General features: G+C 69.8%; 16 protein-coding genes. 12 read left to right on the top strand and 4 right to left on the bottom strand.

Annotated elements, in window-relative coordinates; all coding sequences use genetic code 11:
• Positions 1-8 precede the first annotated feature (8 nt).
• Positions 9-1,451 carry a DUF1552 domain-containing protein gene (locus ACVTJA_RS38820; RefSeq protein ID WP_465827888.1) on the top strand — a complete coding sequence of 481 codons (1,443 nt, stop codon included), beginning with the start codon at positions 9-11 and terminating at the stop codon, positions 1,449-1,451.
• A gap of 187 nt (positions 1,452-1,638) precedes the next feature.
• Here the strand turns inward: ACVTJA_RS38820 and ACVTJA_RS38815 are convergent, their stop codons facing one another.
• On the bottom strand, positions 1,639-2,949 hold the full coding sequence (locus tag ACVTJA_RS38815; RefSeq protein WP_465827886.1) for a pectin acetylesterase-family hydrolase: 1,311 nt from the start codon (positions 2,947-2,949) through the stop codon (positions 1,639-1,641).
• Positions 2,950-3,151: 202 nt separating this feature from the next.
• On the opposite strand from ACVTJA_RS38815, the gene ACVTJA_RS38810 reads away from it, so the two are divergent.
• Positions 3,152-3,838: a hypothetical protein gene (locus ACVTJA_RS38810; protein ID WP_465827884.1), complete on the top strand. Its 687-nt coding sequence runs from the start codon at positions 3,152-3,154 to the stop codon at positions 3,836-3,838.
• A 187-nt stretch (positions 3,839-4,025) separates the two neighbouring features.
• A complete protein-coding gene (locus tag ACVTJA_RS38805) occupies positions 4,026-5,687 on the top strand; it encodes a PAS domain-containing sensor histidine kinase (RefSeq protein ID WP_465827882.1) in 1,662 nt (553 codons plus the stop codon).
• Here ACVTJA_RS38805 and ACVTJA_RS38800 read toward each other — a convergent pair.
• Together ACVTJA_RS38800 and ACVTJA_RS38795 are read right to left on the bottom strand one after the other, a co-directional pair.
• On the bottom strand, positions 5,653-7,773 hold the full coding sequence (locus tag ACVTJA_RS38800; RefSeq protein ID WP_465827879.1) for an ATP-binding domain-containing protein: 2,121 nt from the start codon (positions 7,771-7,773) through the stop codon (positions 5,653-5,655). The two genes, ACVTJA_RS38805 and ACVTJA_RS38800, sit on opposite strands and share 35 nt — an antisense overlap.
• A 115-nt stretch (positions 7,774-7,888) precedes the next feature.
• Positions 7,889-11,284, bottom strand: a complete 3,396-nt coding sequence (locus ACVTJA_RS38795; protein WP_465827877.1) for an AAA family ATPase — start codon at positions 11,282-11,284, stop codon at positions 7,889-7,891.
• A gap of 136 nt (positions 11,285-11,420) precedes the next feature.
• Between ACVTJA_RS38795 and ACVTJA_RS38790 the strand changes: the two genes are divergently transcribed.
• The 3 genes from ACVTJA_RS38790 (at position 11,421) to ACVTJA_RS38780 (ending at position 12,817) form a co-directional block, all read left to right on the top strand.
• Positions 11,421-11,618, top strand: a complete 198-nt coding sequence (locus tag ACVTJA_RS38790; protein WP_465827876.1) for a hypothetical protein — start codon at positions 11,421-11,423, stop codon at positions 11,616-11,618.
• Positions 11,619-11,623: 5 nt separating this feature from the next.
• Positions 11,624-12,403 carry a helix-turn-helix transcriptional regulator gene (locus ACVTJA_RS38785; protein WP_465827873.1) on the top strand — a complete coding sequence of 260 codons (780 nt, stop codon included), beginning with the start codon at positions 11,624-11,626 and terminating at the stop codon, positions 12,401-12,403.
• A 66-nt stretch (positions 12,404-12,469) separates the two neighbouring features.
• On the top strand, positions 12,470-12,817 hold the full coding sequence (locus ACVTJA_RS38780) for a DUF3703 domain-containing protein (RefSeq protein ID WP_465827871.1): 348 nt from the start codon (positions 12,470-12,472) through the stop codon (positions 12,815-12,817).
• Positions 12,818-12,820: 3 nt separating this feature from the next.
• Here ACVTJA_RS38780 and ACVTJA_RS38775 read toward each other — a convergent pair whose 3' ends face one another.
• Positions 12,821-13,477 carry a TetR/AcrR family transcriptional regulator gene (locus ACVTJA_RS38775; protein WP_465827870.1) on the bottom strand — a complete coding sequence of 219 codons (657 nt, stop codon included), beginning with the start codon at positions 13,475-13,477 and terminating at the stop codon, positions 12,821-12,823.
• A 133-nt stretch (positions 13,478-13,610) separates the two neighbouring features.
• Here ACVTJA_RS38775 and ACVTJA_RS38770 point away from each other — a divergent pair, with 133 nt between their 5' ends.
• The 6 genes from ACVTJA_RS38770 (at position 13,611) to ACVTJA_RS38745 (ending at position 19,412) form a co-directional block, all read left to right on the top strand.
• Positions 13,611-14,432, top strand: coding sequence for an acetoacetate decarboxylase family protein (locus ACVTJA_RS38770; RefSeq protein WP_465827868.1), 822 nt, complete (start codon positions 13,611-13,613; stop codon positions 14,430-14,432).
• Between the two features lie 11 nt (positions 14,433-14,443).
• The gene (locus tag ACVTJA_RS38765) at positions 14,444-15,595 is read left to right on the top strand and encodes an FAD-dependent monooxygenase (protein WP_465827865.1); all 1,152 of its coding nucleotides are present in this window, start codon (positions 14,444-14,446) and stop codon (positions 15,593-15,595) included.
• Positions 15,596-15,609: 14 nt separating this feature from the next.
• Complete coding sequence (locus ACVTJA_RS38760; RefSeq protein ID WP_465827863.1) at positions 15,610-16,770, top strand: alpha/beta hydrolase family protein; 1,161 nt, start codon at positions 15,610-15,612, stop codon at positions 16,768-16,770.
• A gap of 37 nt (positions 16,771-16,807) precedes the next feature.
• Positions 16,808-17,767, top strand: a complete 960-nt coding sequence (locus ACVTJA_RS38755; RefSeq protein ID WP_465827860.1) for a VOC family protein — start codon at positions 16,808-16,810, stop codon at positions 17,765-17,767.
• Positions 17,768-17,782: 15 nt separating this feature from the next.
• Complete coding sequence (locus ACVTJA_RS38750; RefSeq protein ID WP_465827856.1) at positions 17,783-18,361, top strand: cupin domain-containing protein; 579 nt, start codon at positions 17,783-17,785, stop codon at positions 18,359-18,361.
• A 61-nt stretch (positions 18,362-18,422) separates the two neighbouring features.
• On the top strand, positions 18,423-19,412 hold the full coding sequence (locus tag ACVTJA_RS38745) for a fumarylacetoacetate hydrolase family protein (protein ID WP_465827852.1): 990 nt from the start codon (positions 18,423-18,425) through the stop codon (positions 19,410-19,412).
• The last annotated feature ends 24 nt before the right edge of the window (positions 19,413-19,436 follow it).

Here is a 19,436-nt window from a genome sequence, read left to right as displayed (position 1 = left end):
GTCGCCCCATGCTCCGCCAACTCTCCCGACGCAACCTGCTCAAGCTGCTGGGCGGCTCGGCCGCGGCGCTCCCGCTGGCCAACCTCCTCGGCACGTCCGACGCGCATGCCCAGACCACGGCGCCCCCGCTGCGCTTCGTGGCCCTCTTCACGCCCCACGGGTGCCTCCCGGAGTTCTGGAACCCGCAGGGCGGCGAGTCGGACTTCTCGCTCGACTTCGCCAACTCCATGCTGCAGCCGCTCGAGCCGCACAAGTCCAAGCTGCTGGTGGTGGACGGCCTGGACTACCGCGTGCTGTACGAGCACGGCCTGACGGGCCACGAGGGCGCGCCCGTCACCTTCCTCACCGGCAGCAAGGTCAACACCGCCAGCGGTGACGACCTGCCGGAGAGCGCCTCGCTGGACCAGGTGCTGGGCAACACCATCGGCGGCGCCACCAAGTTCCGCTCCCTCCAGCTCAACGCGTGGGAGCAGTTCGGCGGCCAGCACGTCTACAACAGCATCAGCTTCACGGCGAACGGCTCGCGCGTGCCCTTCGAGCGAGACCCGGCCGCCGTCTACCAGCGCCTCTTCGGCAACGCGCCCCCGCCCGCCGCGGACCCGGTGGACGCCGAGAAGATGCTGGCCCGCCGCCGCAGCCTGCTGACCTTCCTCTCCAAGGACGCCGCGCGCCTGCGCGACAAGCTCGCGGGCGACGAGCGCCAGAAGCTGGAGTCGCACCTGGAGGCGCTCGCGGACATCGAGCGGCGCATTGGCTCGCTCGGCACTCCGACGGGCCCCTCGCCCACGCCCGTGCCCACTTCCGAGGCGTGCACCGGTGTGGGCGGTGTGATTCCCCCGGCCTACGGCCTGGGAGAGCTGGGCAACCTCAACCGGCTGCCCGAGCTGACGAAGCTGCACATGGACATGATTACCCGCGCCTTCGCGTGTGATTTGACGCGCGTGGTGACCATGACCATCTCCGCGCCGAGCATGCCGTGGATTGGCATCAATGAGGACGTGCACAACGACCTGGCGCACCGCCTGGACGTCACCACCGAGCCGCTGCGCACGGACATCCGCACCAAGATGGTGACGGTGCAGCGCTGGTACGCGCAGCAGGTGGCGTACCTCATGACGCAGCTGGCCTCCATTCCGGAGGGCAGCGGCACCGCCCTGGACAACACGCTCATCCTCTGGGGCAACGAGCTGGGCGACGCGTCGGGCCACATGAACGTGCGCGTGCCCACGGTGCTGGCGGGCGGCGCGGGTGGCCGCTTCCGCATGGGCCGCTTCATCCACGCGCGTCCGGCGGGCTCCAACCCGCTGTCCGGCTGGGCCGGCCCCGGCACGCCGCTGCCGGGCGCGGTGGCGCACAACAAGCTGCTCGTCTCCATTGCCCAGGCCTTCGGCGTGAATGTGAATACGTTCGGCCACCCGGACTACACCGGTCCGCTGTCCGGCCTGACCTGAGCCGCATCCACAGCCCCTGACGCATCGAGGCCCCGGCGGAAGGAGTCAGCTCCTTCTTTCGGGGCCTCGGCGTTTTTGGAGCGGACTTCCGGAAGGAAGCAGGGGCCTGGAACGGCGAAGCGGGACGTCCGATGCTTCCGGACGTCCCGCTCCTGTCTTCAAGCCACGTCAGACGACGTGACGGGGACTACCCGCCGAGGGCGCCGTTGATGAGCGGCGCGACAATCTGCATGCCGGGGTCCTCGTTGTTGTAGTTGTTGGCCGGCTCGTAGATGCGGACGCGCTGGTTGTCGTTGATCCACCGCGTGAGGAACTTGTCCATGCCGACCATCTCGCTGTAGCACTTGTACGTCTGGCTCTGGGGGAACTCGAGGTACTCGTACCAGTACCGCTTCTTCTCCATCTGCTGGCAGGCGTGCGCGCCCATGAAGGTGATGATGGTGCTGCAGTGGCTGGCGTTGATGGCGCGGTGGTAGGGGATGAAGTAGCTGAAGTTGTTGTAGAGGTTCAGCTGCTGCACCAGCTTGTCCTGGTCCTCCTTCCAGTAGCCGTGGACGGACTCCTCGTCGTTGGGCGTCATGAAGCGCTCATAGGAGAAGCGCGAGTAGTTGTAGTCCCGCGTGTAGCCCGTGTACGCGAGTTGGTCGTTGGGGAACTCCGTCGCCACCATCTTGTTGATGCTGCCGAAGTCATTGATGTTGAACGTGGCCGGCAGCAGGCCGAACACCGAGTCCAGGTTCCACGACGAGCGAATCTTGTCGTGCAGCGGGCGCGAGCGGGACGAGGCGTTCGGCGCGGGGAAGATGGGGCCGGAGTCGTTGAGCAGGTAGCCGCGCGCCGGGTTGATGGCCTTGCGCACGAAGTAGTAGCCGGCCGACGTCGCCGTGCCGCCCGCGCTGTAGCCCGTCATCAGGAACTTCTGCACGCTGGGGAACTGGGTCTTCGCCCAGTTCGCCACCGCCGTCGTGTTGGTGTAGCCGTAGTGGTACCAGGTGAGCGGCGGGTTCGCCCCCGTCGGGTCCGTGTACGTCTTCACGTTGTTGCCGATGTGCACGTCACCCGTGCAGTACGGCATGTAGACGATGTTCCAGTCCTTGGTGACCAGGTCCGTGCGGCTGCGCAGCGGCAGGCCCGGGTCCGCGCCGTTGACGATGGGCGACACGTACTTCGCGGTGAACTGGGTGATGTAGTCGTCGCTGATGCCGTTGGGGTTGGCCGCGCCGAGGATGCCCGCGCGCCCGCTACAGGTGTCGTAGTCCCAGCACGCGCCGCCGCCCTCGAGCAGCATCAGCAGGTTGGGCGAGCTGGTGCGGCGCACATAGAACTTGTATTGCGTGCCGTTGCCACACTTCGTCCCGGGAAGCTCCACCTTCTCCCAGTTGTAGTTGTTACCTCCGTCCACGAGCACGCTGACGATGGCGGAGACGATGACCTCCGCGCGGGCCATGCCGGGCACCAGCGCGACGGCCATGAGGCAGGCCAGCAGTAGGCGCTTCATTCAGGAACCTCCGGGTTTGGTGGGAAAACCGGTCTATACAATACAATTACAACTATGTCAGCGCCTTTGTCCGTGTTGCATGTTTCAGCCACGACAGCGGTTGTGATGCATTGCGGCAAAGGCAGCCGCGGTTGAGTCATTGCGCAGTGCGTTGGCAGGCCGGGTTTGCCTCGTGCGCGCGGCGCGCGGTATTCGGGTCCGTATGGCCGTGAATGCTCGGTGGAAGGGCCTCCCGTGGCTGGTGGCGGTGGGAGCCGTCGTGGGACTCGTCGTCCTCGTCGTCGTGCTCCTGAAGAGCCCGGAGCCCGCGGACTCCACCGGGGCCGCGACGCCTCCGGTCTCGGCGCCCGCTTCACCCGTGGCGGCCTCTGCGCCGGCCACTCCGCCGCCCGCGCCCGCTCAGCCCGACGGCAATGCGGTGGCGGCGTACCTGCCCCAGCCTCCGTCCGTGCCGGCGGATGCCCCGGCGCCGGAGGTGCACCCCGTGGACCTGAAGGTGCTGCGCGCGAAGCTGCCGGACAACCTCTACTGGACGCTGGCCGCGCCCACGGAGGACCCGGAGGTGCTGAGGCAGCGCGACGAGGACACCCGGCGGTGGAACGACGCCTACGGCAAGGTGCTGTCCGGCGAGGCCACCGAGGAGGAGATTCGCCAGTACTACGCGCACCGGCGCCAGGTGTCCGAGGACATGCTGACCTTCGCCACCACCGTGCTCGCGGACTATGGCGACAGGCTCCCCGAGCAGGAGCGCGGCCTGTACGAATTGAGCATCGACATGCACCGCACGCGGCTGGCGGAGCTGCCGCGCCAGGAGCAGGAGGCCTTCGCGCGCCGGCAGGAGCAGGAGCGCCGCCGCGAGGCGTGGCGTCAGGGCCGGCAGCAGCCCTGAGCATGGATGTCTTCACACGGCGTGTGACACGGGGAAAGACGGCCTCCCCGGCCGCTCGCACTTCTGGCCGCCCGGGCCGGGGAGTGTTGGGTGCCGAGCACAAGCGCGGCGGGTGGGAGTGGGGCGTGCGGGACGGTGATGTTAAGCGAATGAAACGAACGCCGTGGTCCGCTCCTTCACCCAAAGCGTGGAACATCCCCTGACCGAACAGGGCCTCGCCGGCGCCGGTTCCGCCGGAGCCGACCTGGCGGGCATCGACACCGTCCTGCTCGACCAGCTCCCGGAGAGCGTCGCCGTCTGCGACGCGGCGGCGGTGTGCCTCTACGTCAATCCCGCGATGGAGCGGAACTTCGGCCGGTCCCGGGCGGACCTGCTGGGCCGCGTGTTGTGGGAGCTCTACCCGGACATCACGGGCGACTCGTTCCAGGAGCGCTTCCGGCGGGTGGTGGAGACGGGCCAGTCCGAGGAGTTCGAGTGCCACTTCGCGGAGCGTGAGCGCTGGTTCGTCAAGCGCCTCTTCCGGGGCCACGGGCGCGTCTATGTCTTCTCGCGGGAGATAACGGCCGAGAAGAAGCAGGAGGCGACGCTCCGCGGCCTGTACGACGAGACGCGGCGCGCGCAGCGTCACGCGGCCTTCCTCGCGCAGGCGAGCGCGGTGTTGGCTTCGTCGCTGGACCACGACCAGATTCTGGAGCGCATGGCCCACCTCGCCGTCCCCACGCTGGCGGACGGGTGCGCCGTGGACGTGCCCGGGCCGGACGGGCAGGTGCGGCGCGTGGCGGTGGCCCACGTGCGCCCCGGCATGGTGGAGCGCACGCAGGCCTTCCATTCCCGCTACCCCATCCGCATGGACGACGCGGAGGGCATCGGCCGCGTCCTGCGCGAGGGAATCACCGAGTTCCGTCCGGAGATTCTCCCCGAGCTGGTGGAGCAGGCGCTGGCGGGAGACCCGGAGCGGCTCCAGGCCACGCGCGAGCTGGGCGTGCGGATGTACATCTCCGTGCCGCTCATCAGCCGCGGCCGGGTCCTCGGTGCGCTCACGCTCGTCAACACGGAGTCCCGGCGGCGGTACACGCAGGCGGACGTGCGGCTCGCGGAGGACCTGGCCCGGCGCGCGGCCTCGTCGCTGGACAACGGCCGGCTCTACATGGAGGCGCAGGACGCCATCCGCGCGCGCGACACCTTCCTCTCCGTCGCGTCCCACGAGCTGAACACGCCGCTCACCTCGCTCACCCTCAATGTGCACGCGCTGCGCAGGGATTTGGATTCGCGCGCACCGGAGGTGCTGTCCACCAAGGTGGTGGCCGTGCAGCGTCAGCTCTCCCGCCTGTCGAGCCTGGTGCGCGAGCTGCTGGACGTGTCCCGCATCACCGCCGGTCGGCTGAAGCTGGAGCGCGAGGAGCTGGACCTGGCCGCGCTCGCGCGGGAGATGGTGCCGCGCTTCTCCGAGGACCTGGCGCGCGCGGGGTGCGAGCTGCGCCTGGACGCACCGGGCCCCGCGCGAGGCCACTGGGACAGGATGCGGTTGGAGCAGGTGCTGCAGAATCTCCTGTCCAACGCCATCAAGTACGGCCGGGGCCGCCCCATCGAAGTGCGCGTGGGCGCGGACGCGGACAAGGCCTGGCTGGTGGTGCGCGACGAGGGCATGGGCATTGCCCCGGAAGGGCAGGTGCGCCTCTTCCAGCGCTTCGAGCGGCTCGCCAGCGAGCGCCACTACGGCGGGCTGGGGCTGGGCCTCTGGATTGTGAAGCAGATTGTGGATGCGCTCGAAGGGCGCATCCACGTGGAGAGCGCGCCCGGCCGGGGCTCCACCTTCACCGTGGAGCTGCCGCGCCAGCGCCCGGGATGAGGTGGCTGCGCACGCCGGAGGACACCACCCAGAGCTGGTGTGACGTGCGCGTAATCGCCACGTGCAGGCGGCGGCGCGACTCGTCGTCCATGGGGTAGGCCCGCGCCGTCACGTCCGGGAGGATGACGTAGTCGAACTCCAGGCCCTTCACGCTGCCCACGTCCGTGACGTCCACGCCGGGCTCGAAGGTGAACTCGCCGTCGCTCACCTGGCGGGCCCAGGGCATGTCGGCCACGACGCGGTATACGGCCTCCGCGGACTCGGGGCTGGCGGCGATGACGCCCACCGACGCGTGCGGCTCGCGCGAGACGAGGTCTCGCAGCGCCTCGCCGATGAAGAGCTGCGCCTGCGCCTCGTCCGGGAAGTGGTGGAAGCCCACCGGCGCGCCCGGGCGGCCCGTGTTGTTGGCCTCGGGGGCCTGCGTGCCCAGCACCTGCCGCGCCAGCTCCACCACGGGCCGCGGGCAGCGGTAGGACACCTGCAACCGGCACGTGGCGGCGTCGCGGATGTTCAGCTCGTTGAGCACGGCGGGCCACCCCGCGAAGCCGGCGTCCGTCTGCTGCATCTCGTCCCCGGCCAGCGTGCAGCTCTTGCCCTTGCCCAGCAGGCGGCTCACGACGAACAGCTCGAAGAGGGAGAAGTCCTCCGCCTCGTCGAGCACGACGTGCGCCAGCCGCTCCAGGCCCAGCGAGGTGTGCTGTGCCTTGAGGAACATGAGGATGGGCAGGTCATCCAGGTCCACGGTGCCGGCCAGGGCATACGGCGTGTCCTCTTCGATGGCCTTCCCGTCCACGGTGACGAGCATGTCCGGGTCGGTGATGTCCTTCAGCTCCTTGGACAGGGGCGTGGCGTGCTGGAGGCGCGTGTGCTCCAGCACCTCGTCGATGGCGGTGCGCGGCAGCTCCCCGTGGGCGGCGTTGACCACGGTATCCAGGAAGTGCCGGTCGAAGTACGCGTCCGCCAATCGCTTGCGCAGCCGCTCCAGGGTGACGCCCGCCGACGTCTTCGGCACGCCCACGCGGGCGGCCAGCGCGCGCCGCAGGGTGGGGTGGCGCTTGAAGCGCGACACCAGCGGCGGCGTGTCGTGCCACAGCTTGATGCCGGGCAAATCAAAGGCCTGCTTCGCCACCTGCAGCAGCCAGGAGTCACGCGTCTGCACCGACACGTTGCCCAGGCCCAGCGGCGCCAGCAGGCGGCGCGACAGCCGGGCCAGGCCCTCCTCGGGGACGATGAGCTTCATCCGCGACTGCGGGAAGGTCTCCGCGTCGTCGAAGGCAATCTTCGCCAGCCGGTGCAGGGCCACCGTCGTCTTGCCGCTGCCGGCGCTGCCCAGCACGAGCAGTGGCCGGTCCGGGCCGGTGCTGACGGCCTCGTACTGTTCCGCGTCCAGGAGGGCGGTGACGCCGAAGGCATCCTCGCGGCGGTGAGCGCCCTTGCCGGTGCCGAGGAACTCCGGACGCGCGGCGGTGCCCGCGCCGCCCGACTGGAGCGTGGTGACGTCGAGCCCCACGCTGTGCCACTCGCCGTCCGGCGCGCGCTCCAGGACGAGCGGGCCGGAGATGATGCGCGTGAGCACGCCGCGCTCGATGACGACGAGGCGGCGCGTCTCCACGGTGCCCTCCGCGAGCCGCTCGCCGAAGTACTCCTCGTACGAGTCGCCCTCCTCGTAGCAGTAGAAGACGCGGGCGATGGGGGCGAAGCGCCAGTCGATGACGCGCACGCCGGCGCCCACGTCCGCGAAGGTGGTGCGGCCCAGGAGGTAGTCGCGGGGCCCGCCCTGGCCGTCCAGGCGCAGGTGCGCGAAGTAGGGGGCCTGGGAGTCCGGCAGGCGCGCGGCCTCCTGGCGTTCCATGAGGGAGCGCATCTGGTTCATCTGCGCGAAGAGGTGCGGCAGGTCCGCGACGGCGGCGGTGGCCGCGTCGTCGCGCAGCACCTGGAGTTGGGCGACCAGGCCCCGGGTGTCCGGGCCGCTGCCGGCCTTGTGTCGGGCTGCCTCCAGCGTCGCCTGGATGCGGGCGAGCAGGGCCTCCTCCTCGGCGATGATGGCGCGAGCGTGCTCCGGAAGGGTGCCATGGGGGTGACTCATGCGCGGCAAGGTGAACCCTGGACGCGTGCAGGTCAACCCGTTGTTCTTCTTGGGAAAGTTGCTACTTTATAGGGGGTCGGAAGGAGGGGAGCTGCTGCCCTGACGCGCAGCCACGTCAAGGCGCGCTGCCTCCTTCCGTGACTCTCACTCCCTCCATCTTTCGCGCGTACTCCCGCGCGACTCGCACGAACCGCGCCTGTGCATGCCCCGATACATATTGGCGCAGGGTGGCGCGAGTCGACGCGACGTAGAAGAGCGAGCGCCGGGTCCGCTCCATCTCCCGAGCATCCTTCCGCGGCCGGTCCTTCATCATCCAGGCAATGTCATCCAGGTCCTCGACGCCCACGAAAAACACGAAGGGGCTCTCATGTCCCTTGGCGGACATGATGGTCGTGACGCGAAGGTGGTCGGCGCCCTCGGAGGGGAAGCTCTCCGGCCGTGCGCCGTTCTTCCCGCCATAGGCAACCGCGTGGAGGCCGGCGCCCTTCAGCGCATCCGCGTACCGATGGGTTCCCTGGAGCGCGACGATGAGCACATCGGCGGGCCTCACACCCTCGGACAGGGCCCGCCGCAATTCGCCAATGAGCCACGCGTGCTCGGCCTCCGGTGAGTCGAAGCCTCTCACCACGGGCACGGTGCCCTCGCGCTCGGTGAACGCCACCTGGAATATCTCGTCGGCCCCGCGTGGCTCCAGGACCAGTCCATGCTCCAACAACTCGCGTGTGCGCATGAACTCGCGCATCCCGGGATTGGGCTCGGAGTGGAGCCCCAGCGGGTCCAGCACGACATTGAAGGCCAGCTCGAGCACCTGGCGCGTGCTCCGGAATGACTCGCGCAGCACGCGGACGCGGCCGGCGAAGGACAGGTCCTCGGGGAGGAGGGCCCGCATCTCCTCCAGCGTGCCGCGCCCGTAGATGTTCTGGGAGTCATCCAGGAACAGGAAGAGCGGTCGTGCCGGGGGACCTCCGGTGGGTGACGGAATCGGCTTCACCGCGCCATGCAGGGCGACGAGTTGCTCCACCTCCAGGTCCTGCGCCTCGTCCACGAAGATGGCGTCGAAGTCCGCCACCCGCTTCAGGCTCTCCTTGTCCGCGTTGAGGATGAATGCCCGGGCCAGCATCGACTCTCCGTCATCGGGTGCGCCCTGCTCCAGCAGGGCCTCACGGAGCAGCCTGCGAATCAGCGAGGCCAGTGAGCGGTTGAAGAACGTGATGAGGACGCGCGCGGAGGTGTGCTCCCTGAGGAAGCGCGCCGCCCAGCGCACCAGCACGTAGGTCTTTCCGCTGCCCGCCACGCCGCGCACCACGTGGTGCCCTTCCGTCACACGCCGCTCGGAGAGGGCTCGCTGCTCGTGGGTCGCCAGGTTTCCGCCCTCGCGCCAGGCCTGAATCTCATCCGCCACGCCCCGGGGCGCCGGCCGCGCGGGCACCTTGCGCCGAGGCTTGAACTCCACACGGGCCCACTTCAGCGGCCCCGTTTCCGGGGCATGCACGAGGATGGGTTCCAGTCTGGACAGGAGCCGCCAGGGCACGTGGGCATGGGCCTCCGCCTTGGAGGCAAGAACGAACAGGTACTCGCGTGCGCGGCTCGCCGCGACGTTCAGCATGGCTGTCAATTCGTTGGAGGCGAAGGGACGGCCGGCGTTGACGGTGTCCACCAGCACCACGTCGTACTCCGTGCCCTGCTGGCGATGGACGGTGGACGCGGCGAAGACGGTGATGTCGAGCCGCCGTGCCGCGGCCTCCTTCCGCAACCACTCGGCCTGGGCGCGATACGGCGTCACCACGAGGACGCGGAGCCGGGCGCGCACCGCGGGGGCCGATAGTCTCAGCGCGAGCTCCGCCGACGCCTTGCGCCAGTACCCACGCCCACGCGGGCCGCGCTCGGCGTGCAGGTGCTTCCCGTCCCCCAGCGAGCTGTCCAGCACGACCCAGCCGGCACGCGTCTCGGGGAAGGGCTTGGGCACCCGGAGTGGCGCGCGGGTGCGTGGACCCTCGCCGTCCTCCAACGTCCCCTCGTAGGCGAAGTGGCTGACCACGGAGGAGATGTCCGGGTGCATGCGGTGCTGGGTGCGAAGCAGCAGGACGTGCGCGGCCTGGGAATCCCGCCCGGCATCACGCAGGTGCGACATGGGGGACGCGCGCAGCCAGCGCCGCACGGACGACTGCACGCCTTCCGCGGCGGAGATGGGCCCGAGCTGTTTGGGGTCTCCCGCCAGGAACACGGTCCGCGCGAGCGGAGTCAACAGCGCGGCGGCGGCGCGAGGCACCATGCCGGCCTCGTCGATGACGAGCCGCCAGAAGGACTCCTGGCCCCCCAGCTCCGAGACGAGCTTGAGCGCGCGGTGGACGGTGAGAACCACCAGGCCCGTCCGGCCGAGCTGCACCACCCGGGCTGTCTCGTCAGTCAGTTGGTGACGCTGATGGACGGCGTTGGCGCGCGCGTGGGCCACCTCCCGGGCCGGGCGGCCCCGGGCCTCCGCGAGTCGGGCGCGGGCCTCCGCCTCCTCGCGGCTCGCGGCCAGGTCCGCGAACTCGGGGTCCTGGACCAGCCGGGGGAACTGGCGCAGCAGGTCGGGCCCCGCACCGAGTCCTCCCCGGTACACCCGGGATGCGCCGCCCAGGAAGAGCTGGCCACGCTCTTCCAGCTTCCGGGCCACCCGCATGGCCAGCGTGTCGGCGGCGCGGTTGGTGGGCGCAACCGCGAGGATTCGTTGCTCCGGGGCCGCGAGCAGGGACTCGGCGATGAGCTGCGCGGTCATCTCCGTCTTGCCCGTCCCTGGCGGTCCCCACAGCAGTGCCCAGGGCTGGCCCCAGACCGACTCCGGCCTCTTGCCTTCGGCACTTGAAGCGTCCCGGACCGAAGGCAGGTGCCCTTCCACGAGGCGCAGCGCCTCTTCCAATCGCGCCGCGCGTGGTGCGCATGCGCGGGCAGCGGCGAGGATGGACTGGGAGAAGTCGAAGGGAGTGAAGACCCAGGGGTCCACCCGGTCCAGCTCCGCTTCGCGAAGCTCCGGGCCCAGGTGCTGGGAGAACAGGCGCGCCGTCACGGGGTCGACGTGCAGCACCTCTCCGCGGAAGACCGTCTTCCCATCCGCGAAGCCCAGGAGGATTCCGCCGGCCCACGACGGGTCTGGAATCCGGTCTGATTCGAGGCTGACGAGACCCGGTGGCTCCACCTCGACGTCGCGGGCCCCGTGGAGCGTCTTCCCCCGGTAGAGCGCCGACTCCGCATCCAGTGCCTGCAAGAGGTCTTGTGGCAGGGGAGGCGGCGGGAGTGGCAGCAGCGCGTCAGCGGGTGAGGCTCCAGCTCTGGCTGTGCTCGCATCGCGCCCTGAAGCCTCCGGTAGGGCGCGCACTGCTCCCGCGCTCCCGGCGCCCTCGAGGTGCCCGGCGACGCGGATGAGCTGCTCGGCCAGGTTCCGCAGTTCCTCGGGACGGGGGGAGCCCTCGGCGAGGACCTGGGCCAGCAGATGGCGCAACTCCGCCGGAAGGGACTCCTGTCTTGCCATGTGTCCCCATTGTCGGGCGGGTGCTCATCCGAAATCCAGGGGAGGGGTGGGCCGCGACCGCGAGAGATGTCTGGGGTTGTCCATCCTCCGTGGTCCCGGGCAGAGTGCCACGCCGAACGAGGAGGCCCACACCCCAATGACAACCGTCTCCCTGCGTCACCTGCTGGTCGCCACCGCGCCGAAGGCGGACTGTGGCCCGGCCATCCCCGGCAGGGAGGCACTGCTGAAGCCCGCGGCCCTCATCGTCCTCGGAGAGATGCACGGCACGCAGGAAGCCCCCGCCTTCGCCTCGCCTCCCGCGGTCCAGGCGGCCTCGGCGCAGCCCACGCCCTGAGCCCCGTGAGCAGGCAGAGCGTATGGAAGGGGCAGCTCTTCTTCGGGCCCCGGCGATTGTTGTACGCCGGGCCGCTCGGTGAGACGCGCCCGCATGCGCACCACTCCTTCCAGCTCCTCGTGTCGTTCGGGGAGCCGGTGATGCTGCGGGACGCGCGGGGGCAGGTGGTGACGTGCAGGGCGGCGGTGACTCCGCCCGATGTCGAGCACACCATCGTCCGCTCGGGACCCGCCGTCATCATCCTGCACGTCAACCCCGATGACGTGGTGGGCCGTCAGTTGCGCACGCTGGACATCGGTGCGGACGCGGACGCCTGGCAGCGCGCGGGAGTCCCCTTGTGCGAGGTGCCCGGTGTGACGACCGTGCCGAGGCGCTGGGCCGACGCGGAGCGGGTCTCGCACGCGCTGCTACACGCGCTGAGTGCCGACACGCGGCAGGCCCCACCGGCGCACCCCGCGGTGAAGAAGCTCCTGCGCCTGCTGCCGGAGCTGCTGGAGGAGGACGTGCGCCTGTCCGCGCTCGCGGCGCGCGTGGAGCTCTCCGAGGGACGGCTGTCTCACCTGTTCGGCGAGGAGGTGGGGCTGCCCTTGCGTCCCTACATCCTGTGGTTGCGATTGCAGCGAGCCGCCGCGCACCTCCAGCGCGGGGAGTCACTCACGCAGGCGGCACACGCCGCGGGCTTCACCGACAGCGCGCACCTGAGCCACGCCTTCCGTCGCACCTTCGGCATGTCCCCGTCGGAGATTGCCGGCGTCGTGGACTGGGTGCTGCCACCTCCGGAGTAGCGAGTTCTTACAAGCCCACGGGCCCCTCCTCGCGCGAGCTTGGGCGCACTCAATGAGGAGGAAGTCATGCCCATGAAGCCGAAGCTGCGCGCCGCCTACGAGGCGGAATTGCGCGAAGCCGTCGAGGCCGAGGCCCGCGACGAATTGCCCCGCGCCTGGCGCCACCTGGAGCGGGCCCACATCCTGAGCCAGGCCTACGCGGGGCCGCACGTCTACGTGCACTGCCGGATGTTCGCCTATGGCTGGCGGCGCAACGACGCGCGCGAGCTGCTGGGGCAGTTCGCCCGAATCCTCGTCGCGGGGCCGGGCTCGTGGCTGGGCCGCGCGCCGCTGGGCAACACCGGCGGCGCCAACGTGGGCATCCTCACGCCCATGCCCATCCCCGACGACTTGCAGGTACTGCTGGACGCGTAGCCTTCAGCGCCGCAGTGGCTTGAGGGGGTGCTTCGTGAGCGGCTCCAGCGCTCCCTCGACGACCAGCGAGCGCAGCATCAGGGTGAGGCCCTGCTCCGCCTTGTCGTGGGACAGCCGGCCCTCCAGCGCCGCGCGAATCAGCGCCAGGGAGCCACCCATGAGGAACTCGACCACGACGGACGCGTCCTCGAAGGTGAAGCGGCCCGTCTCCAGCCCGAGGCGCAGGTCATTGGCCATGGCGCTGCCCATCGACTCGCGGATGCCGGTGAGGGCGTGGTCCGTCCGGACGACGAACCAGCCCCACATCTTGTCTCGCAGCGCGTGGCGCATGACGTAGCGCATGGCCTGCACCATCCGCACGGCTGGGTCCGGCTCCTGGCTGATGGCGGCCTCAATCGAGGCCCGCAGCTCGCGAGCCGCCTGCAGCGTGGCCTCCTCGAGGATGGCCTCCTTCGACTCGAAGTGGTTGTAGAACGAGCCGAAGCCGACGTCCGCCCGCTCGGCAATCTCCGCGATGGAGATGGCCGCCGGTTCCTTCTCCGCGGCGAGCGCCCGCGCGGCCTCGAGCAGCTTCTCCCGCGTCTCACGCTTCCGGCGCTCGTTGCGCGTCTCGCTCGTCGCCTCGTCTGCCTTCTTCTTCGCTCTACCGCGTGTCGCCATGTCGGCCGGCATCCTGCCCGCCACGGGCCACGCCGTCGAACACATTGCAGGTCGCCGCTAACGCACTGCGCGATGACAAAACTGATGACGAATCATATTTGATGACGTATCAGATTTTCCGAGGGAGGTGCCGATGCCCGTCTACGACCGTCGCATGCCCACGAGCTTCGGCCCGTCCGCGGGGCCGCGTTGGATTCCGCCGCCCTTCGTACCGGATGCCTCGCGGAGCCCGAGGAGCACCGTCGCCGGCATCACCGCTCGTGTGGAGCGCACGCGCCTCGAGGCGTTGCTCCCACCGGGTCTCCAGCTCGACGGAGACGGCACCTTTTCCGTCGAGGTCCAGCAGCTGGAGGAAGTCGAATGGCTCGCCGGGCGTGGCTACAACCTCCTCGCGCTCTATCTGCCCGTGCGCTACCGGGGCCGCCGCGACGACGTGCGGGGCCGCTTCGTCCCCGTCATGTGGGAGAGCCTGACGGACCCCATCCTCACCGGGCGCGACGAGCTCGGTGCACCCAAGCTCTACGCGGAGATTCCGCCGCCTCGGGTGCTCTCCGGTCGGCGGCACTACAGCGCGAGCTGGCTCGGCTTCCCGTTCTTCTCCATGACGCTGGAGGGGCTCGCGCCGCCGTCCGCGTCGTCGCTCGCGGGCTCGGCGCGGCCCGCCGGCCATGACGGCATCGTGAGCCACAAGTTCGTCCCGAGGACGGGCGCTCCCGGGGAAGGGGACGCGGACTCCCTGACGCTCTGGCCGACGCCCGCCGGGCCGGTGGCGGTGGAGGAGGAGCTTCGGGGCACAGGCCACTTCGCCTTCGCCGAGGCTCGCTGGGAGGACATGCCCACGCAGTTCCACATCGTGAATGCGCTGGCCGGGCTCGGGCCGCTGGAGCTCCTGGGCGCGTTCCACGTCCGCACGCGTGGCGGCGGCAACTTCTCGGATGTCCGCATCCTCGGTTGACGGAGACGCTCATGAACCCAACGACGTCGCGGAATGCTGTGGGGACCTCGCTGCCGGTGCTGGTGCTGGGCGGGGGAATCGGTGGCATGTCCTTCGCCATCCGCATGCGCCAGGCGGGCTGGCGCGTGGACCTGGTGGAGACTGACCCGCAGTGGCGCGTGTACGGCGCCGGCATCAGCATCACCGGCCCGACGTACCGGGCCTTCAAGCGGCTCGGCATCCTGGAGCCGCTCCGCGCGAAGGGCTTCTTCATCGACTGTGGCGCGCGCATCTGCCATGGGGACGGCACGCAGGTGGCCGAGCTGCCCATGTTCCCCATCGAGCCGGACCTGCCCACGGCCGGCGGCATCATGCGCCCGGACCTCCATGAGGTGCTGTCGTCCCGCGTGCGGGCGATGGAGGTGGACGTCCGCCTCGGCGTATCCGCGAGCACCTGGGTGGACCGGGGCGACTCCGTCTCCGTCACCTTCACGGATGGGACGGTGCGCGACTACAGCCTCGTCGTCGCGGCGGATGGCGTCTTCTCCAAGACGCGGGCCGCGCTGTTCCCGGAGGCGCCGGTGCCTCGCTACACGGGGCAGTACTGCTGGCGGCTCGTCGCGGAGCGCCCCGAGGAGGTCGACCGGCCCTGGTTCTTCATGGCGGGCCGGGTGACGGCGGGGTTGATGCCGGTGTCCCAGCAGCAGATGTACATGTGGCTGCTGGAGCCGGTGCCGGAGAAGGTCTGGATTGAACCCGGGCTGCACCACCTCCGCCTGCGCGAGGTCATGGCCCCGTTCGGCGGCATCCTGGGGCGGCTGCGCGACGGGCTGGGGCCGCAATCGCTCATCAACTACCGCCCGCTCGAGGCGGTGCTGGTGCCGGGGCCCTGGTTCCGCGGGCGCATCATCCTCATCGGCGATGCGGCGCACGCCACCACGCCACACCTCGCCTCGGGCGCGGGCATCGCCATCGAGGACGCGCTCGTCCTGAGCGAGCTGCTCACGTCGAGCGGCTCGGTGCCTGACGCCTTCGAGCGCTTCATGGCACGCCGCTGGGAGCGCTGCCGGAGGGTGGTCGAGAGCTCCATCGAGATTGGCGAGATGCAGCAGGGCAACGGCTCCCCGGAGCTGCTCAACGCCCTCATGGCGAAGTCCCACCACGCACTGCTGGCCGACATCTGAACGGCGGACCCCTCATGTTCAAATACTTCCCCACCAACTACGTCTGGAACCTCTCGGTGGACCTCGCCATCGAGATGGGCGCCCGCCTGGGCGAAATCGAGGAGATGTGCGCGCCGCTGCAGGAGGCCGCCCGCCAGCCCGACGCGGCCGGCGTGCAGGCCTTCCGCGAGACCTGGTCGAAGATGGCCGACAAGCTGTGTGCCCTGGCCGCCGAGGACGAGGCGAAGGGACGCATGCTGTCGGCCGGCGAGAAATACAGCCGCGCCGCCACCTATTACCTCACCTGTGAGCGCCTGCAGGCGCACGGGGCGCCCGGACGGCTGGAGCTCTACCAGCGCTTCCTGGAGGTCTTCGCCCACGGGCTGAAGCTCTCCGGTGAGAACTGTGAGCGCGTCGAGATTCCCTACGAGGGCAAGCACCTCTCCGCCCTGTACGTTCGCGCGGAAGGCGTGCGGGGCAGGGCGCCGCTGCTCGTACAGGTCAACGGGCTCGATTCGACCAAGGAGATGAAGTACCGCGTGGGCCTGCCCGCGTGGCTGGCCCGGCGGGGTGTCTCGTCGCTGGTGGTGGACCAGCCCGGCACCGGCGAGGCGCTGCGGCTGCACGGCATGACGGCGCGCTTCGACAGCGAGCACTGGGCGAGCCGCGTGGTGGACTGGTTGGAGACGCGCGACGACGTGGACCCGAGGCGCATCGGCATGGAGGGCGTGTCGCTCGGTGGCTACTACTGCCCGCGCGCGGTGGCCTTCGAGCCCCGCTTCGCCTGCGGTGTCGTCTGGGGCGCCAACCACGACTGGCGAGACGTGCAGAAGCGCCGGCTGGAGAAGGAGGGCAACTTCCCGGTGCCGCACTACTGGGCGCACGTGTGCTGGGTGTGGGGCGCGAAGAGCGTGGAGGAGTTCATGAAGCTCGCGGAGAACGTCCACCTGGACGGCGTCGTCGAGCGCATCAAGGTGCCCTTCCTCGTGACCCACGGCGAGAAGGACTCGCAGATTCCACTGAAGTGGGCGCACCGCACCTACGCGCAGCTCGTCAACAGCCCGAAGCGCGAGCTGAAGGTCTTCACCGAGCGCGAGGGCGGCGCGCAGCACTCCAGCTTCGACAACAGCATCAACGCCGGCCACTACATCGCCGACTGGGTGGCGGAGACGCTCGGCGGCCGCACCTCGGCGTGAGCTTCGGCTTCGCGAAACATTTCAGAGTGGGAGAGTCATGAACATCATCGGACCGGATGCCCTCGTGTTCGGCGTCGACGACGTCGCCGCGTGCGCGAAGTACCTCACCGACTACGGCCTGGAGCCCGTCGGCGTGACGGAGCGGGGAGGGCGCTTCGAGGCGCTGGATGGCACCGCCATCGTCATCGCGCGCGGGGACGACCCGACCCTGCCTCCGCCGCTGGGCACGGCCAGCATGCTGCGGCTGACTGTCTATGGTGTCGCCGACAAGGCGACGCTGGAGAAGATTGCCGCCGAGCTCGTCAGGGACCGCGAGGTGCGGTGGCTCGCGGATGGCTCGTTCCAGACGGCGGATGACCTGGGCTTCTCCATCGCCTTCCAGGTGACGGTGCGGAGGCCGCTGAGCCTGCCGGCGGAGGCGGTGAACGCGCCGGGAGCGCCGCCTCGCCGGCCCGTCAATGTCGTGGCCGTCGACGAGGAGGCCGTGGCTCGCCCGCGCTCGCTGTCCCACGTCGTCTACTTCGTGCCCGACGCGGCGAAGGCCGAGGCCTTCTATGTCCAGCGGCTGGGCTTCCACTGCACGGACCGCTTCAAGGGCGTGGGCCCCTTCCTGCGGCCCGCGGGCACCCTGGACCACCACACGCTGTTCCTCATCCAGACGCCGCCGCACATGAAGGGCTGCGAGCACTTCACCTTCCACATGGGCGGGCCCACGGAGGTGATGCAGGCCGGCACGCGCTTCGTGAGCAAGGGCCATCAGTCCTTCTGGGGGCCCGGCCGTCACAAGCTCGGCTCGAACTGGTTCTGGTACTTCAAGAGCCCGCTGTCCTGTCACGTCGAATACGACGCGGACATGGACCTGCACGACGAGAGCTGGGCGGCGCGCGAGGTGCCGATGGGCGCGGACTCGTCGCAGTTGTTCCTGTTCCAGCAGAGAGAGAAGTGGGCTCCGGGCGGTCCTCCGCCGGGAGCGCAGAAGAGCGCCGTCAGCCACTGATTCCCGGAGCCCGACATGAGCCTTCCCATCATCCACCGCGTCGTCACGGGGCATGACTCCCGTGGCAAGGCCATCATCTCCTCCAACGGTCCTTTGCCCACCGTCGTCCCGCTGACGCACGTGCCCGGCACGGTGTTTCACGAGGTCTGGAACACGCGCGCGACTCCCGCGCCCATCGACAATGGGGCGGACCCGACGGTGGGCCCGCTGAGCCTGCCTCCCCCGAAGGCGGGCACTCGCATCCGGTTCGTCGACATTCCTCCGGACACGGACGAGTACCTGAAGCATGGCGCCTCGAAGATGAAGGACGCCTTCTCGGAGATTGGCGATGCCGGGGCTTCGACGGTGAAGTCGGACTCGCCGCATCCGCTCATGCACCGCACGGAGTCGGTGGACTACGGCATCGTCATCGAGGGCGAAATCACCCTCGTGCTGGACGACTCGGAGGTAGACCTCAAGCCGGGGAGTGTCGTCATCCAGCGCGGCACCAACCACGCCTGGGCCAACCGCTCCGGCAAGCCGTGCCGGATGCTGTTCATCCTGGTGGACGGCTCCTTCGACCCGGCCATCCGCGAGGCGCTGAGCCCGCGCTGACCCGCGGCACGTCGCACATCCGGTTTGGCAGAACGCACAGCCTGCTCGAGTGAGGTCTCCAATGAAGCTTGCGACGTTGAATGACGGTTCGCTGGATGGCCGGCTGCATGTCGTGTCACGTGACCTGTCGCGCTGGGTGGACGCCAGCGCCATCGCGCCGCATCTCCTGGGCGCGCTTCAACAGTGGGGCGACGTCGACGCGAGGCTCCGTGCCCTCTCGGACGAACTGAATGCGGGTCGCGTCGCGGGCGCGGCCTTCGAGCCTGCGCGCTGCGCCGCGCCACTGCCCCGCGCTCCACAGTGGTGTGATGCCTCCGCGTTCCTGAACCACGGCCGGCTGATGGAGCGTGCCTTCAACACCCCGCCCATTCCCGGCTTCGACACCGTGCCCCTGATGTACCAGGGCGCGAGCGACGACTTCCTCGGCCCCATGACGGACGTGCCGCTGCCCGATGAGGCCGACGGCATCGACTTCGAGGGGGAGTTCGGCGTCATCGTCGGCGACGTGCCCATGGCCGCGAGCCCCGCAAGGGCGCTGGGCTGCGTACGGCTCGTGGTGCAGCTCAACGACTGGAGCCTGCGCGTCCTCGGGCAGCGCGAGATGAAGACGGGCTTCGGCTTCCTGCAGGCCAAGCCCTCGACGGCCTTTGCACCGGTGGCGGTGACGCCCGACGAGCTGGGCGAGGCCTGGCTCGATGGGCGGCTCCACTTGAGTCTCCGCGTGGAGCTCAACGGACAGCGCTTCGGTGATGCCCATGGGCGTGAGATGCACTTTCACTTCGGAGAGCTCATCGCCCACGCGGCCCGCACGCGGCGACTGACGGCGGGCACCGTCATCGGCTCCGGCACCGTGTCGAACGAGGCGCGCACGGCCGGCTCGTCCTGCATCGCCGAGCGGCGAGTCATCGAATTGCTCGACGGCGGTGCGGCGGTGACGCCGTACATGAAGTTCGGTGACCGCGTGCGGATGCAGGCGCGCTGGCCGGACGGGCGAAATGGGCCCTTCGGCGTCATCGACCAGCGCGTCGTGCCGGCACGGCGCGTGGACTGACGGGCCGGGGTCGTCCCGCCTGTC

This window comes from Pyxidicoccus sp. M6, assembly GCF_055568925.1.
The sequence above is the reverse complement of the archived record's forward strand: the minus strand, read 5'-3'. Positions and strand labels throughout refer to the sequence as shown.

Coding starts and splice junctions, on each gene's coding strand:
- ACVTJA_RS38775 (WP_465827870.1), bottom strand. CDS start 13,477: ATGGCGACACGCGGTAGAGCGAAGAAGAAGGCAGACGAGGCGACGAGC.
- ACVTJA_RS38780 (WP_465827871.1), top strand. CDS start 12,470: ATGCCCATGAAGCCGAAGCTGCGCGCCGCCTACGAGGCGGAATTGCGC.
- ACVTJA_RS38770 (WP_465827868.1), top strand. CDS start 13,611: ATGCCCGTCTACGACCGTCGCATGCCCACGAGCTTCGGCCCGTCCGCG.
- ACVTJA_RS38760 (WP_465827863.1), top strand. CDS start 15,610: ATGTTCAAATACTTCCCCACCAACTACGTCTGGAACCTCTCGGTGGAC.
- ACVTJA_RS38795 (WP_465827877.1), bottom strand. CDS start 11,284: ATGGCAAGACAGGAGTCCCTTCCGGCGGAGTTGCGCCATCTGCTGGCC.
- ACVTJA_RS38815 (WP_465827886.1), bottom strand. CDS start 2,949: ATGAAGCGCCTACTGCTGGCCTGCCTCATGGCCGTCGCGCTGGTGCCC.
- ACVTJA_RS38820 (WP_465827888.1), top strand. CDS start 9: ATGCTCCGCCAACTCTCCCGACGCAACCTGCTCAAGCTGCTGGGCGGC.
- ACVTJA_RS38750 (WP_465827856.1), top strand. CDS start 17,783: ATGAGCCTTCCCATCATCCACCGCGTCGTCACGGGGCATGACTCCCGT.
- ACVTJA_RS38800 (WP_465827879.1), bottom strand. CDS start 7,773: ATGAGTCACCCCCATGGCACCCTTCCGGAGCACGCTCGCGCCATCATC.
- ACVTJA_RS38810 (WP_465827884.1), top strand. CDS start 3,152: ATGGCCGTGAATGCTCGGTGGAAGGGCCTCCCGTGGCTGGTGGCGGTG.
- ACVTJA_RS38790 (WP_465827876.1), top strand. CDS start 11,421: ATGACAACCGTCTCCCTGCGTCACCTGCTGGTCGCCACCGCGCCGAAG.
- ACVTJA_RS38755 (WP_465827860.1), top strand. CDS start 16,808: ATGAACATCATCGGACCGGATGCCCTCGTGTTCGGCGTCGACGACGTC.
- ACVTJA_RS38745 (WP_465827852.1), top strand. CDS start 18,423: ATGAAGCTTGCGACGTTGAATGACGGTTCGCTGGATGGCCGGCTGCAT.
- ACVTJA_RS38765 (WP_465827865.1), top strand. CDS start 14,444: ATGAACCCAACGACGTCGCGGAATGCTGTGGGGACCTCGCTGCCGGTG.